We start from the raw sequence: 16,697 nt of genomic DNA, 5'->3' as shown, positions 1-16,697 counted from the left end.
GGCGCGATAGGGGAGGGGGGGACGAGGGGCGGTTTTCTGAATGAAAGATTAAACAGAGTTATGGTTTTCCGAACCCGAAATTTCAATTGGTTATGAATATACTGGAAGTATGCAGGAGAGTTAAGAGCTTCAAGTTCTCTCCAATCATGCTTTTTTGCTGGCTTGGCTGGCAGTTTGACTAAGTTCACCATTTCACTTCAAGGACTTTTGCAATCATGGTTCAATCGATTTCTCGTTTTGATCAGTCGGCGGATCGGTTCGATGCTTCTGGGGAAGCAATGATCTCGCTGGATCAAAGAATTCAGGACGCGCTCGACTATGCCCGCACGGTGACGACGGCTCAGGGCATTACTTCAACTGAGGCAGTGGTTGCCTGGGATATTGTCGAAGAACTGATGGCTGAAAAATCTCACCGTCAGCAAAAGGCAAAGCGCGGCACCGCTTTCGATCGCTACTGCGAAGAATTTCCCAGCCGCATCGAGTGTCTGATCTACGACCTGTAGATTGGGATTGAGCGCATCAAGAGCGGATAGCCAGAGTGCGACCGCAGCTTAAATGCCTCGAAATTCGCCTAGTTACGATCGCGTTCAACTCCCCCCAAAATTCGCCTAAGATCGAACCAGAACACTGAATCAGATAGGCAGCAGTAATGATGGGGAGCAAATTCCCTGATGGAGCTATTGGGCGGCGATCGGTTCTGGCAGTCAGTGCTAAGGCGATCGGGCTGGTTGGACTGGGGTTACTAGGCTGTGCGCCGCGATCGAGCCAGTCTAGAAATTCTGCTCAAAATCAGGTGAAAGAAAATCAAGGCAGTGCTGTATCAGGGCAGTCCGGTAAAACGATGACCCTGAGCAGTGCTGCCTTTGCTGCGGATGGCATGATCCCGGCGAAAAATACCTGTGATGGGCAAAACCTTTCACCTGCCCTGAGCTGGGACGAACCTCCGGCAGAGACAAAGAGTTTGGCAGTGGTGGTCACTGACCCCGACGCGGCGGGAAAAACGCACTGGTTGCTGTATGATTTGCCGCCCGATTTGCGCCAGTTGCCCGAAGGGGTTCCGGCGAATCCGCTGCTGAGCCAGGGAGGGACCCACGGCAAAAGTGATTTTGGCAAATTTGGCTATGGCGGTCCCTGTTTGCCGGATGAAACTGTCAGTGGAAGCCACCGCTATGTGTTTAGACTGTATGCTTTAGATAAGTTTCTGGATCTCCCGCCGGGAGCAAGCCCGATCGAGGTCAGCAAAGCAATGGAAGGGCATACGCTAGCACAAGCAGAATTAATCGGTCGCTATCGCCGCCCATGAAAAAACTTAAGACGGCAAAACCGAGTCTAGGATCGCGGCTATTTTTTTCGCACATTATTGTGATGATTGTCGGGCTGCTGACTCTGCTGGCAGTGGGCAAAATTTCATCGCCGCGTTTTTTCGCGCTGTATCTGCGACAGATCGAAGTTGGCGGCTGGCGTGTGGGAGAAGTGCGAACTCAGCTTATTCGTCGGTTTGAAGATGCCTGGAGCCGGGGTGCTCTCTGGTCTGTGGTGGTCGGAGCGACAACGGCAGGCGGACTGAGCTATCTGGTAACCAGGCGAATCGTGAAGCCGCTGATTCAGATGGAGGAGATCACCAAAAAATTTGCTGCCGGACAGCTAGAAGAGCGCGTTCCTAGCAGCGAAATCCCGGAACTTGATCAGCTTGCCACCAGCTTTAACCGAATGGCAGCCACTCTAGAAGGCGTCGAACAGCGGCGGCGCGAACTGGTTAGCGACCTAAGCCACGAGCTAAGAACACCGCTCACGATTCTGCGGGGCTATCTGGAGGGCTTATCAGACGGGACGATCGAACCTTCGACTGAAATCTACGATCGCCTTGCCAAGGAAACGACTCGGATGCAGCGATTGGTGAATGATTTGCAAGAGCTTTCCAAGATGGAGGCAGGCTATTTGCCGATCGATGCGCGTCCGCTCGATTTGCGTCCTTTATTGACAGGAATTGTGCAGCGATTTGCCGATCAGCTCATTGCCGAAGACAGCCCAAAACTTCTGCTCGATGTTCCTGCTGAGGCTCCGATGGTGAACGCCGATCCGTTTCGGGTTGAGCAGATTGTGGTGAATTTGATCGGGAATGCAATCCGCTACACGCCGGAGGGATCGATCGTTGTTCAGTTGCGTTCAGAAGCGGATAAAGTCTGGGTGGCAGTGATCGACACAGGACAGGGCATCGCAGAAGAAGATTTGCCCCATGTGTTCGAGCGATTTTGGCGGGCAGATCGATCGCGCAATCGCAATTCAGGCGGTACGGGAATCGGACTGGCAATTTGTCGGCGACTGGTCGAGCTTCAGGATGGCACGATCGAAGCAGAAAGCCAGTTTGGCCACGGCAGCACTTTCAAGTTTTCGCTGCCGATCGCTAACAAAGTGAATAAGAAAACGTGACTTTTGCTGCCCCGCACAGAGAACTCTATTCTCTTTTAAGAGTTTACTCTTTTAAAATTTACTCAAAATTTACCGATCAGAATCAAGTTCTCATAGAAATCGGGTCATTGCATCTTGCCCATCGCCAGTTCAAGCGAGAAAATGAGGAAGAGTGTGACCGATTCAAAAGCGTAATCACTTTCGTGTAATCGCTTTTTCGTGTAATCACTTTCGTGTAATCACTTTATAAGTAGAAAGCCGTAAAGTAGAAGGCCGTAACCGCTACCTTATCGGAACCGGCTCAAAAATCAGGGCGTTTCAACGATCGTTTTCTACTTTTATCCAGCATTTACCCTTTCGGCATTTGCCGTCTGCCTTTACCCAGTTCATCCATTAAGTAGAAGACACTAAGTAGAAGGCGATTCTTCAAGGTGAGAAGTTTGCCTGATTTGGGCGTCGTGTTTGTTAATCTAATTCAGGCAGAATTGCTGTTGCGATCGCTTCAGCGCGATTTGTTTCCGGGTCTAGATTTGTGTTGCTGTAAAAGTCTATATTACATTCCTCTTTCGATTTACCCTGTTGTAGAAAAGGTTTGGCTGTGTCGTCTTCCTGTTATTTAGTGATTGGTTCTGGTGTTCTTGTTTATCTCTCTTTGATTCACGATGCTGCCAGCAGAAGAAAGGATGCGTCCAAATGCTCTTCCATTTCCTGACTATCAACGACGATACGCTGCAACTAAAATTGTTCGGACTATCAAAACTCTGAAACGGCTAGAATTCAGCGGGCAAGTTGTTTGGCGTGAAGGATCTTCACCCGAAAGAACGGCTTTGTCTGCCGATGGGCGAGAATGGATCGTTTTTCTAGAGCGGGGAAATTTGTGCTACGGGACAGGCGGCAGTCATTCACTTCGACGCTGGCAGCGGCATCTTTTATCCTGTTGTCCGCATTTATTGAATAAGTCGATCGATCGATTGCATCAGGCAAATTCTTTAGAACTCAATCCTTCAGAGCATGCTTCAGAGAACGGAGGAACTTTAGCAGACTGCTGGGAATATCAACAGCTCGATCGCCTGCTGCTTCAGCGACAAATTACACCCCAGAACCACGTTCAGATCATTGAGCAGATTTTAATTGAGCTGCTGTTTGATATTACTCAAGCGGCAAACGTTTCCCACCAGCTCCGGCGATGTCCGCCGCGATCGCCCCTGGGGAACATTGTGGAGCAATCAAGCCCATCGATCGCGATCAAGCCAGCAAAACTGGCAGAAGAAACAATTTTTACCGCAGTTGAAGTGCAGTGGCAGCAGTGGTTTGAAGCAAAGCTCAGCCCCTATTCGCCCAATCTTGCGCCGATCGTCCGTCAGCCCGATTATTTGCAGGCAGAAACGTCTCCACAGGTGTTTAAGACGCTGATGACGCTGCTGGATGGTCAGCACACGCTGCGCGACCTGGCACTCAAAACCCAGCGACCCGTTCAACCCTTTATGGAGGTGCTGTTGCCCTATGTGCAGTCAGGCTGGATTGAGCTATTACAAGCACCTGAGACGCCAATTTCATCTGGGTCAAACCGTTTTGTTTATGCTGCGGAAGTGACTCCGCCAATGGTTGCCTGTATCGATGACAGTTTGATGATTTGCCAGTCGATGGAGCAGGTGATTCGAGCAGCAGGCTATCGGTTTATTGCAATTACCGAACCCGCCAGAGCGATCGCCACATTGCTGACAAAGAAACCAGACATTATTTTTCTAGATCTAATCATGCCCGATACAAACGGCTATGAAATTTGCAGTCAGCTTCGTAAAGTATCGCGGTTTAAGGAAACGCCGATTATTATCCTGACTGGAAATGACGGCATTGTGGATCAAGTAAGAGCAAGACTGCTGGGCGCAACGGATTTTTTAAGTAAGCCAATGGAACCTGCGGTGATTTTAAGCATCATTCAGCGATTAATTAGACAGCGAGTTTAGAGGACATTTGAGCAGTGATAAAGGGTTTGTATCCTAAAGGGTTTGTATCAAAGGAGAACAGCAAAATGAGTACTGTGTTAATCGTTGAAGATAGCTTGACGGATAAGGAAGTGTTGGCAGGCTGCTTAAGAAAGGAAGGCATTCAGGTACAAACAGCACAAACGGCAGAAGAAGCTTTCGATCGGGTGAAACAGCATCAGTTTGACGTGATTATTCTGGATGTGGTGTTGCCCGATCGCAGTGGCTTTGAGATCTGCCGTGAGCTAAAAGCGGAAACGGAAACCAGCAAAATTCCCGTGATTATCTGCTCTACTAAAGGCAGCGATATGGATAAGTTTTGGGGCATGAAGCAGGGGGCTGATGCCTATCTGGCAAAACCGATCGATCAAGATGAGCTGATGCGAACGGTGAATCAGTTAATGGATGCCTGATCGCAATTCTCGATCGATAGCCCCCGTCAAATATTACCCGCGGGACATTACCCAACAGACATTACCTGCCAGATATCACCTGTTAAACATGGCTTCTCAACCCCTCTCTTCTCCGCTTGATTCTGTTCAGTCGTCGATGGCTGCCCCAATGCTTGCCGAAGGGCTATATCTTCAGTTGTTGCTGGATCACTCGCTGCCTGCACTGCTCCCGGCCCCGCATCTGGTGGAAATTCTGACGGTGGCGATCGGTCAAATTGTGCCCATTTTTCATCTACCGCCGTGGGTAATGGGCGTGTATAACTGGCGCGGCGAAGTACTGTGGATGGTGGATTTAAACCATCTGTTGGGATTCTCGCCCTGGTATGAGCAGCCGAACTATGGTGCTAAACATACCGTCGTTGTGCTGCGCGGAATGAACGAGTCAAACGAGAAGGCGATGGTCGGGCTGGTTGTTAATCAGATTGAGGACATGGTGGAATGCACAGCCGATCGTCTCCATTTGCTGTCTGAATTTGATCCTTCGTCAGATCCTTTATCAAATTTTCTTTCCAATTTGCAGCTTGATTCTTTGTCTGCCAATTTGCATCATTTTTTTTGGGGATATTGGCAAAGCGAAACTTCCCCTCGTTACTGGCTGCTCAATAGTGCCGCAATTCTTCAGAGCTTATCTGAACCTTTCTCCTGATCGTTTATCTTCATCTTCAACTAATTGAGTCTGTTCGATCGATTTACCTTCGAGACGCTGAGGCTTTTCTCATGACGCAAATTCCCTTTAACTCTAGCTCTTCTAAGCCGACTGTCGTACAAAACGATTTGCCGCAGGTTAAACCATCCCCTTCTGCTGGAATTCGAGCAATGCTTTCTAGATTTAGCAGAGCAGGGCTTCGCAGTCAGCTTTTGCTCACCGTGTTGCCACTGGCGTTAGCGCCTGTAGCACTTGCCACCTTTGCCGACTATTTGATTACGCAAAATAGAACAGAGTTTGAGTTAACCGAAGATCTGAAAGCAAAGGCACTCCTGTCAGGTGAGGTGATTAGTTCCGGTATCGAAGATGGGCTGGGCATTGCGTCGGTTGTTGCAAAAAATGCTTTTGTGCTGAGTCGAGTTCGCAGCACGAGTAATACGGCAGAATCAGAAAATTTATTAGAACTGTCTACGAATGAACTAGAAGCTCGGCTTAGCCGCACGAAGCTGATTGCCCCAAGCCAAGAACTCAACGATTTTTTGGTAGAGATGGCAAAAGCCGGAGAATTGGCAGAGATTATTGTTACTGATAAGAATGGCTTCAACGTCGGCTTTAATGTTCTGCCGGATAACCTCGTACAGTCCGAGGATGAATGGTGGAAGCAGGGCAGATTTCAACAGCAGTGGATTAGTGCACTAGCCTTTGATGCTTCTGTGCGTCGGTACGGGGTGAATATCAGTCAGCGAATTGTTGATCCCAGCAACAACAGCTTTCTGGGGGTAGTAAAAGTTTTTGCCTCGAATGATACGTTTGCAGAACTTGCTACTCAGCTTGACATTGCTGGCTTTCGTGGTTCCCAGCAGGTTCAGCTCCTTGATACGAGCGCAAACTCTGTGATTGCAGGCTATAGCTCCGAGGGAGAACAGATTAAGATATTCCAGGAACAGCTCCCCCTTGTAGGAGAACAGGTAATTTCAGCCTTGGCAGCGCGTCTGATCGAAGCTCGGCGTTTAGAGGAGAATCTATCGCTCAATGAGCTTCAGCAGCAGCTTCAGAATGACTTTCCGGTGCAAGGACTGGTGATCAGCAGCCGTAATGAAAATGACGAATCGAATGACGAATCGGCACAATCCCGCTCGCTGGTTGCTTCGTTTCGCTATCAGGACAAGCAATATGCTGTGTCCACCGTGCCCCGGCTCGGCTGGGTGTCGATCGCCTCAATGGATGTCGCGGAAATTCAAGGTGCAGGTCGGGAGTTGCTTAACCTCTTCGCGATCATTGCTCTGGCTCTGGCAGCAGTGGGAACAGCCTTGGCAATCGCCCTATCGCGCCGTTTGGCTGCTCCCCTCAACGACCTGTCGGCTAAAGCACAGCAGGTGTCTGCTGGAGATCTAAACATTAGGGTTGATCCGGTCGGCTCGGCGGAAGCCCGCACCCTGGCACTCACGTTTAACAATCTGGTGTTTCGAGTCAAGGAATTTTTGCAGGAGCAAACGCTCAACGCCCGCCGCGCAACTCTGGCTGCTGAAATTACAGGCACAGAACTTTCATCTGCCAAGGATATGTCGTCGCTCTTGCAAAAAACCGTCACCGATGCCCGTGATTTTCTAGGCTCCGATCGCATGGTGATTTATCAGTTTAATTCAGATTGGAGTGGGGCGATCGTGGCAGAATCGGTCGAAGCAGGTCTACCTAGCGCGTTTCTTGAGCAGCTCAGCGATCCCTGCATTCCGGCATCAAGCCGCGAAAAATATCTGGCAGACCGCATTTTGCAAGAAAACGATGTTGTGGAGGCAGATTTTCATCCAGAGCATTTGGCACTGCTGCAAAACCTGAAGGTGAGGTCAATTCTGGGTGTTCCGATTGTGAACCAGGGCAAGCTATTCGGGCTGCTGATTGCCCACTACTGTCACTCGATCCATACCTGGCAGTCCTCTGAAGTTGATTTTATGAAGCAGATCGGACTCCAGCTCGGAATGGTGATCGAACGGGTGCAGCTTCTTGAACAAACCCAGGATCTCGCAGAAGAACAGCGTCAGCTCAAAGAGGCACTTCAGCGCAGTGCCCTCCAGCTTCTCATCGACGTTGACCCGGTGAGCCAGGGCGATCTGACCGTACGAGCAAAAGTGACCGAAGACGAAATTGGGACGGTCGCAGATTCTTACAATGCAACGATCGCCAGCCTGCGAAAAATTGTGCGTCAGGTGCAGGATGCCGCCGAGCAAGTCGCAGAAACCACCAGCACTAACGAATCTGCCGTCCGAACACTGACCACTTCCGCATCAGAGCAGGCAAAAGAAATTTTGGCAGCCCTGGAGCGCGTCGAAGAAATGGCAAGCTCGGTACGGCTGGTGGCAATCAGTGCTGAAAAAGCAGAAGCAGCGGTGCAGGAAGCGGCTCAAACGGTACAGGAAGGTGATGAAGCGATGAACCGTACCGTAGATGGAATTTTAGCAATTCGGGAAACGGTAGCGGAAACGGCAAAGAAGGTAAAACGATTAGGCGAATCATCACAAAAAATTTCTAACGTGGTGAACCTGATTAGCGGCTTTGCTGCACAAACAAATATGCTGGCGTTGAATGCCTCGATCGAAGCTTCTAGAGCCGGAGAAGACGGCAAAGGATTTGCAGTAGTTGCAGAAGAGGTACGAAGTCTTGCCCGCCAGTCTGCGGAAGCGACCACCGAAATCGAAAAACTCGTTGCCAGCATTCAAGCCGAAACAAACGAAGTGGTGCGAGCAATGGAAGCCGGAACCGAGCAGGTGGTCACCGGAACTCGCCTGGTAGACGACACTCGCCAGAGCCTCAATAAAATTACCTCTGCCAGCCGCCAGATTAGCACCCTGGTCGAATCGATCGCCGAAGCCACCGTCACCCAGTCGCAAGCCTCGGAAACTGTAACGGCCACCATCACCACCGTGGCACAAATTGCAGACCAAAACTCTACTGCTGCCGGCCAGGTCTCCGAGTCGTTTGAACAATTGCGATCGGTTGCTCAGGCACTTCAGGCAGAAGTCGGACGATTCAAGATTCGTTGAGATGGAAAGGTGAATGGGTGAGTGGGTAAGTAACCGAGCTAGTGACCCTCTTAGCTATTAGACCGACAACCATCAACACCTGACCTTCCCACCTCCCTTATCTCCCTATCTCTCATATCCTCTCCCCCTCCCCTATCTCTCCCTTCCTTATTTCCCCATCTCCTCCTCTATGGCAATCAACCCTGAAATCCGCGATCAGGCATATCGTTTCTTTGTGGAAGAAGCCCCCGATTTGCTGCAAGCGATCGAATCGGGTTTGTTAACGTTAAGGCAGGAGCACAGTCCGGCAACCATTCATGCCATTATGCGATCGGCGCATTCGCTCAAAGGAGGGGCTGCCAGCGTCGGGCTAGAAGCGATTACAGCGATCGCCCATCGAGTGGAGACGATTTTTAAGGCGTTGTACAGCGATCGGTTAGAGATTGACACTTATGTAGAAAGTCAGCTTTTGCAGGCGTATGACTGTCTTCGCATTCCTTTGACCGAGCAGATTACGCAGGGCCATTTTGATGCGGAGCAGTCTCTTGCAGTAGCAGAGCCAATTTTGAGTCAGCTTGAAGAGCGGTTTCAGGAGGCGATTGCTGAAACGGAGAATTTTATTCCGGGGTCTGCCGATTTGGGCATCGACATGGCAGCTTCGATTTTTGAAATTGATGTGACGCAGGGCTTGGTACATCTGGAACAAGTCTTAGAGCATCCGCAGGACTATGAAGTGGCGGGAGAACTGCGGGCACAGGCAGAAGTGTTTTTGGGATTTGCAGAGCTGCTGAGTTTGTCTGGTTTTGCAGCAATTGCTCAAATGGTGATCGAGGCGATCAATCGCGCTCCCGATCAGGCAGTGGTGCTGACGCGACTTGCGCTGAATGATTTTCGGGCTGGACAGCAAGCCGTATTGGCAGGCGATTCACTGGGGGGCAATCCATCCACAGCGTTACTGGCGTTTGTTGAATCCAGTAAAACGATCGTAATTCAACCGAAGGAATCTAATTTATTAGATTTAGAGTCCCTGGCATATCCAGAATTAGATATTAAATTAAATACCGAATCAAATCCTAAATTGAATTTTGAGTTGAACGCTGAATTAGCAGAGCATCTAAGCGATGTTGAGATTGAAGCAATTATTCAACAGGAACTTTTACAGGGAGAACCCGAGGCTGATCACTTAAAAGACGAATTGCAAACCGAAACTCACACGTTAACATTCAAGGATCAATCAGAACTAGATTCAATTTTTACAGACTCCGTGCCTGCATCCAGCGATCGATCGATCGATCAGTTTTTTGCAGAATTTTCAGATTCAACAGATGAGCAATCAGGTTTCTTAGAAGAATCGATCGCGATCGAATTAGATAATATTCAAAGTAACAGTCTAGAAGAATTAGCCGATATTCAATCAGACTTTAATTTAGACTTTAATTTAACTGAACAAATCTCGCCTGGCTCCCTAAATTCTCTACAATTGGAAAACTTTGAGTTAACTCATGAGGAAAATTGTTCTCCTCAGAATTGGGAAGCCAGAGGAGCAGATAGCGTTTCATTCACAGACATTTCATTCACAGACATTTCATTCATAGACAATGCGACTGATTCTGAAACGGATGCTTTAGGAGACGCTCTACAATCAACCGCTCGTCCAGCAGAATCTTTAGCAGAGCCGATCGTAGCGAACAGCGTAGCAAACAATGCAGAGGTAAATTCTTCGGCGGCAGTGATGGTAAAACTAGCTGCTGGTTCACAATCGGCGGCTTATCCGGTAACCAGTAGTTTGACGGTGCGGGTGGATGCCGATCGCCTAGAGCGATTAAATAAGCTGTTGGGCGAAATGACGATTAATCGAAACGGCCTGGCACTGCAAAACAATCAAACGCGCATGGCACTGCGAGAGCTGCGAAATCGATTTGAACGGATGCAGTCCACGATCGATCAAATCCGTACGCTGTCGGACAAAATGTTGATCGCGCCTGATTCGCCGATCGGTGAAGCTACAACCTATCGTCAATCTGTTGTTGCAGGGGAAGCGCGATCGTTCTTCGGAAAAAATGGCTTTACATCCAATATCACAGCCCTGAGAGACTTCGACTCACTGGAAATGGATCGCTACACCTCGCTGTATGCCTCCACCCAAAGCCTGCTAGAGGAAATGGCGCAGATTGAAGAGGCAGTCGAAGACATTGTTTTGTTTAACCATCAGTCTGAGCAAACGCTAGAACAGCACCGCAAAATGCTGTCTCAGATGCAGGATGATTTAATGTGGGCACGGATGCTGCCATTAGGCGATGTGCTGAACCGCTTTCCGCGAATGCTGCGTGACCTGTCGAACACCTACAATAAGCCGATCGATCTAGTTCTCAGCGGCACTGATTTGCTGATTGATAAAGCCGTGCTGGAAAAGCTTTACGATCCGCTGCTGCATCTGCTGCGAAATAGCTTTGACCACGGCATTGAGTCGACAAAAGTGCGGCGCGATCGAGGTAAACCGCCCACTGGACGCATTGAGATTCAGGCAAGCTCCAGAGGTCGCCAAGTGGTGATCGAAGTGCGAGACGACGGACAGGGAATCGATTTCGATCGCATTCGGCAGCGGGCAATCGAGCTGGACTGGATGACTCCTGTCGAAGGAGCAGCGGCAACTGAGGCTCAGCTTTGTGAACTAATTTTTGCACCCGGATTTTCGACCGCAGCGCAGGTCAGCGAACTTTCAGGACGCGGCATCGGGCTGGATGTGGTGCAGGAACAGTTGCAGTTGCTCAAAGGCTCGGTCACCGTGCGATCGACGCTGTTTCAAGGAACCACGTTTATTCTGACGCTGCCGCTGACCCTGACGATTACCAATCTGCTGCTGTGTCTGGTCAATTCTCGCCCTGTTGCCATCCGCAGCGACGGCATTCGTGAAATTCTAATTCCTCAACCCCATCAGCTCACCCAAACCGAAAACGGACGATCGCTTCAGTGGCAGGATCAGCAAGTGCCAATTTATCGCATGGCAGATCTGCTCACCTATCGCTGCCTGGTTCCCGAACTGCCGCCGAGTCGAGTTCTTGCTGCAGTTCCTGCTCCCTCTAACTGGGAAGCTCCCGTCCTGATTCTTAAGCACAATCAGCAGCCGATTGCCCTGCAAATCGATCGTCTGATCACCGAGCAAGAATTCGTCGTCAAACCCTTCGGTTCTGCGATCGCCCCCCCAGATTACACCTACGGCTGTACTGTCTTAGGCGACGGAATGCTCGTCCCCGTCATCGACGGACAAATCTTCTTAGAAACACTCCTTGCCCCTCCTACTCCCCACCCTTCCCTCCATCCCGCACCCGATTCCACCCTTACCCCATCTACCCTTCACCCCATCCGCCAAATCCGCACCACCACCATCCTCGTTGTCGATGACGCTCTCACCTCCCGCCGAATACTGGCACTCTCCCTCGAAAGAGCGGGCTACCAGGTACTACAAGCGCGAGACGGACAGGAAGCCCTGGAGCAGCTTCAGCAGTCGCAGGGGATCGCGCTAGTGGTCTGCGATATCGAGATGCCCAACATGAATGGCTTTGAATTTCTCACTCACCGTCGGCAGGATACTGCCCTGGCACAGATCCCTACCGTTATGCTCACATCTCGCAGCAACGACAAACATCGCTGGCTGGCAATGCAGCTTGGGGCGACTGCTTACTTTACCAAGCCGTATTTGGAGCAGGAGTTTTTGCAGGCGATCGGGAGAATGGTTGGGGTAGGAGAGTAAGGGGCCTCATGCTACACAATTAAGTATTGTCAACACCAGAATTACCTGATTTCCCTACAATTTACTATGATGAAGCTTACTATTCTGAAGCTGCATGCGAATCAGAAAATTTTTCCTTGAGGAGCGTCAGCTGCCCGTTTGTGCCGTTTATGGACAATGAACAGATTGGACTGCATTTTCAAGTGATCCGGCGATGGATTGCGGCATTGCAACAGGGTGATGCGGTTTCCTGGCAGGAACTTGACGCAGTGCTGGAAGATCTGCAAGTGAATTGTGAGGAGATGCAGAGCAATCTGGAAGCAGCGGAAATCGTGCAGGAAGGGCTGCTCCAGCAGATTCAGCAGCTTGCTCAACGCTATTACCACTATCACGATTTGTTTCAGGCTTTGCCCATTGCCTACTTAACCACTGATTCGGATGGTGTCATTCTGGAGGCAAACGAAGCGATCGCTCAACTCTTGAATGTGCCCCAATACCATCTCCTCGGGAAGCCTTTCACGCTGTACTTATCAGAGAATAATTATTCAACCTTTCGCACTCAGTTGAATGAGCTTTTGAATGAGCTTTCTCATCGGAAGAAAATTCAAGCAATTCCAGAGAGAAATATTCAGGTCTTGCAAATCAATTTATGCCCAAGAAATAGTGAACCCGTTACAGTTAAATTACAGATTGATGCTGTTTGGAGTGACGCTGGTGCAAGTGACGCTGGTGCAATTAAGGAATTGCGAATTGCAGTACAGCCGATGCATCGATTAGCGCATGGCACAACTCTGAAGGAACCGCAACAGGACAATTTCCCAGCTATTCAGCAGCAGTTTCCAGAAGCGATCCGCCTGGAAGGAGCAGGAGGAATGTTTTCCCGGCTTCAGTCTTTGGATGGTTTGCGAGTGCTGGTTGTCGATGACGAAGCCGATATTCGCGAATTTATTACTGCTGTTTTTGAATCGCATGGGATTGAGGTGAGAGCCGTCGCCAGTGCAGCAGAGGCGTTAGCGGTGTTGGAGCCATTTCGCCCAGATGTGCTGTTGAGTGATATTCGGATGCCGGGCGAAGATGGTTATAAACTGATTCAGCAGATCCGCAACCTGGAAGCTGAGCAGGGAGGGCATCTTCTAGCTGCTGCCATTACCGCGTATCAGGATGAGGACAGGGAAAAGTCCCTGAAAGCCGGGTACGAGGCGCATTTACACAAGCTGGCACAACCCAATGAATGGGTAGAGATGGTGGTGCAACTGGCTGGACAGACTTCAAACCTGAAGCTTGATTTCTGAATAAATTTCTGAATGAATCTCTGAACGAATTTCTGAATGAATCTCTGAACGAATCGTGAAAACTGCATCGCCATTAAGGAGAGCTGGGTATGACGATCGCCCCCGAATCCCTCAGTTCCTTGTCTGAAATCCTTTTTGCGGGTGGAGGTGAAATGGGAGCCTTGATGCGATCGCACGCTTGGTTGAACACGCCACTCGGTTCGATCGAGAGCTGGTTGCCCTGCCTTCGGACTTCTCTCAGCACCCTTCTCGCTTCTCGCTTTCCAATGTGTTTGTTCTGGGGGCGTGATTACATCCAGTTTTATAATGATGCCTTCACCTCTATCCTTGCAACAAAACACCCGACAGCGTTAGGACAGCCTGCTTATCAGACGTGGCTGGAAATCTGGGATGTGATCAAGCCGCTGTTTGATCGCGTGATGGACACGGGTGAAGCCGTCTTTGCAGAAGATCAACCTTTTTACCTCATCCGCTTCGGCTACCGGGAAGAGACTTATTTCACCTTCTGCTACAGTCCAGTTCGGGATGAGGCGGGCACAGTCGTTGCGGTATTTTGTACTGCAACTGAAACTACACGGCGGGTAATTAATCAACGGCGTTTGACGATGCTGCGAGAGCTAGCCACTGCCGGAGCGAGGGCAAAAACGCTACAGTCTGCCTGTCGTGCTGCCGCCGATACGCTCAACCCCTACGATATTCCCTTTGCCCTGTTTTATCGGCTTGACCCGCAAAGCAACTCAGCAGAACTCATTGCCTCAACCGGGCTCCCCGAAGAGAGCGTTGCCGCACCCCCCACTATCGCCCTGACCGTGCCTTCAGAAGGTCGAGGATGGTCGCTAACTGAGGTGCTGCAAAGCCATGAGGCACAGCTTGTAACGGATATGGTCGATCGCTTTGGGGCGCTACCGGGAGGAGTGTGGAACGAAAGTCCTAATTCGGCGTTTATTTCTCCGATTCTGATCGGTAACAAACAACAGGTGGACTGTCTGATGATTGCAGGGATCAGCCCCCGGCTTGAGTTTAATGCCGAATACCGCTCATTCCTGGAACTGGTTGCCCAGCAGGTTGAAAGTTCGATCGCCACGGCTCGCAGCCATGAGCAGGAACGGCAGCAGACAGAAGCACTCGCAGAACTAGACCGGGTTAAAACTGCCTTCTTCAACAATGTTAGCCACGAGTTTCGCACCCCGCTGACCCTCATCCTCGCACCGGCGGAAGATGCATTAGCCGATCGCGACAATGCCCTATCGCCCGATCAACGGCAGCGGGTTGAAGTTATCCAGCGTAACGGGATACGCCTGCTGAAATTGGTCAACACCCTGCTCAACTTCTCGCGCCTGGAGAGCGATCGCATTCAAGCCGTTTATGAACCCACGGATTTATCAACCTTCACGATTGAGTTAGCCAGTGTTTTTCGTTCTGCGATCGAACGGGCAAATTTGCGTCTGGTGGTGGAGTGCCCCGCTTTGCCTGAGCCTGTTTATGTCGATCGAGAAATGTGGGAGAAGATTGTGCTCAACTTGCTCTCGAACGCCTGCAAATTCACATTTACAGGTGAGATTACCGTTCGCCTGCACTGGATTGGAGACCAGGTTGAGTTAGCGGTACAGGACACTGGCATTGGCATCCCAGCTACAGAAATCCCGCGTCTGTTTGAACGATTCCATCAGGTAAAAGGGGCACAGGGACGCACATTTGAAGGATCTGGAATTGGTTTATCGCTGGTGCAGGAATTGGTAAAACTGCATGGGGGAACGGTTCAAGTTAGCAGTATTGAAGGAGAAGGCAGTTCTTTTCGGGTAACCCTTCCCACCGGATGCGCCCATCTTCCCGCCGATCGACTTGGAGCAACTCGTCCTCTATCCTCTACTGCGATCGGAGCGGCTCCCTATGTGGAAGAGTCCTTGCAGTGGCTGAGCCAGGAGCATGAAAGCATCGAAGCACCCCAGAACCGGGAAGACGAAAAAATTGCCTTCTCACCCACTGATTCACCCATTACCGATTCACCCATTCCTTCATCCTCTGATAGTCAAACAAAGATCCAAACGAAGCGTCGAATTCTGCTGGTGGATGACAATGCGGATGTGCGCAACTATGTGAAGCGACTGTTGAGTGAACGATGGCAAGTAGAAACTGCTGCCACTGGTGCGATCGCCCTTAATATGATCCAGCAACAGCTTCCTGATTTGGTGCTGACCGATGTGATGATGCCAGAGATGGATGGATTTCAACTGCTCAAGACCTTACGATCTGACCCCATCACCCAAAGTATTCCAATTATTCTCTTATCAGCACGAGCAGGCGAAGAGGCAACTGTCGAAGGACTGGAAGCCGGAGCCGATGATTATTTGATCAAACCCTTCTCTGCCCGTGAACTGATAGCACGCGTGGAAACACAGCTCCAAATGTCCCAACTCCGCCAGGAGGTATCCACAAACCGCTTCAAAAATGAGTTTCTTTTGACCGTGACTCATGAACTGCAAGCTCCCCTAACGGTGATTCTCGGCTGGGTACGCTTCTTGCAAACAAAATCCTTCAACCCGGACACAACCGCACAGGCATTAGCGACGATCGAGCGTCATGCTACCGTTGAGGCAAACCTGATTAAGGATTTGCTGGATGTTTCAAGCATCCTTGCAGGTAAGCTACGCTTGAAATCTCAACTCGTTGATCTGGCTTCTCTGGTACAGAATGTGACGATGACGTTCCGTGAAGTAGTCCAGGCAAAGCACATTCAACTCATTGAAACGATATCGGATGAAGTGCCGAGCAATGTTTTTGCCGATGGCGATCGCCTCAAACAAGTTATCAGCAACCTGCTAGAAAATGCCATCAAATTTACGCCCAAAGGCGGACAGGTCAATATCCGGTTAGAACGCCTCAAATCTAGTGTTCAAATCACTGTCAGCGATACTGGAATCGGCATCCGTCCTGATTTTCTTCCCTATGTTTTCGATCGCTTCACCCAGGCAGAAGTCCCCAGCCGTCATACCCCAGGAGGTGTGGGGATTGGATTGGCGATCGCCCGTCACCTGGTTGAATTACACCACGGTACGATCGAGGTAGCCAGTGAGGGAGAAGGACGAGGCGCAACGTTTACCATTCGATTGCCATTCACTAACTCTGCTCAGCGGAGCGCTAATAACCCTGTGCTGGAGCAATAATG

10 protein-coding genes are annotated in these 16,697 nt (G+C 50.2%); all 10 read left to right on the top strand.

Annotated features, from left to right (window positions below; translation table 11 throughout):
• The first annotated feature begins 215 nt into the window (after positions 1 to 215).
• The 10 genes from NDA02_RS23510 (at position 216) to NDA02_RS23465 (ending at position 16,695) form a co-directional block, all read left to right on the top strand.
• Positions 216 to 503 carry a Calvin cycle protein CP12 gene (locus tag NDA02_RS23510; protein ID WP_242067284.1) on the top strand — a complete coding sequence of 96 codons (288 nt, stop codon included), beginning with the start codon at positions 216 to 218 and terminating at the stop codon, positions 501 to 503.
• Between the two features lie 146 nt (positions 504 to 649).
• Entirely contained in the window at positions 650 to 1,303 is a 654-nt protein-coding gene (locus NDA02_RS23505) for a YbhB/YbcL family Raf kinase inhibitor-like protein (protein ID WP_348256036.1), read from the top strand.
• Positions 1,300 to 2,430 (top strand): HAMP domain-containing sensor histidine kinase, encoded by a 1,131-nt coding sequence (locus tag NDA02_RS23500; RefSeq protein ID WP_190791566.1) that lies wholly within the window; start codon positions 1,300 to 1,302, stop codon positions 2,428 to 2,430. The genes NDA02_RS23505 and NDA02_RS23500 overlap by 4 nt, the downstream gene beginning before the upstream one ends.
• Before the next feature lie 662 nt (positions 2,431 to 3,092).
• Complete coding sequence (locus tag NDA02_RS23495; RefSeq protein WP_348249657.1) at positions 3,093 to 4,376, top strand: response regulator; 1,284 nt, start codon at positions 3,093 to 3,095, stop codon at positions 4,374 to 4,376.
• A gap of 65 nt (positions 4,377 to 4,441) precedes the next feature.
• A complete protein-coding gene (locus NDA02_RS23490) occupies positions 4,442 to 4,807 on the top strand; it encodes a response regulator (RefSeq protein ID WP_190793234.1) in 366 nt (121 codons plus the stop codon).
• Positions 4,808 to 4,895: 88 nt separating this feature from the next.
• Entirely contained in the window at positions 4,896 to 5,492 is a 597-nt protein-coding gene (locus NDA02_RS23485; RefSeq protein WP_190793235.1) for a chemotaxis protein CheW, read from the top strand.
• A 71-nt stretch (positions 5,493 to 5,563) separates the two neighbouring features.
• Positions 5,564 to 8,530 (top strand): methyl-accepting chemotaxis protein, encoded by a 2,967-nt coding sequence (locus tag NDA02_RS23480; protein WP_348249658.1) that lies wholly within the window; start codon positions 5,564 to 5,566, stop codon positions 8,528 to 8,530.
• A 169-nt stretch (positions 8,531 to 8,699) separates the two neighbouring features.
• Complete coding sequence (locus tag NDA02_RS23475) at positions 8,700 to 12,260, top strand: response regulator (RefSeq protein WP_190794477.1); 3,561 nt, start codon at positions 8,700 to 8,702, stop codon at positions 12,258 to 12,260.
• Between the two features lie 116 nt (positions 12,261 to 12,376).
• Positions 12,377 to 13,531, top strand: a complete 1,155-nt coding sequence (locus NDA02_RS23470) for a response regulator (RefSeq protein ID WP_242067583.1) — start codon at positions 12,377 to 12,379, stop codon at positions 13,529 to 13,531.
• An 89-nt stretch (positions 13,532 to 13,620) separates the two neighbouring features.
• Positions 13,621 to 16,695, top strand: a complete 3,075-nt coding sequence (locus NDA02_RS23465) for an ATP-binding protein (protein WP_190794479.1) — start codon at positions 13,621 to 13,623, stop codon at positions 16,693 to 16,695.
• Positions 16,696 to 16,697: the final 2 nt, after the last annotated feature.

It is taken from the genome of Leptolyngbya sp. ST-U4 (assembly GCF_039962215.1).
Taxonomy (GTDB): domain Bacteria; phylum Cyanobacteriota; class Cyanobacteriia; order Elainellales; family Elainellaceae; genus Leptolyngbya_A.
Note: the sequence above shows the minus strand (reverse complement) of the source record. Positions and strands in the feature narration are given on the sequence as shown.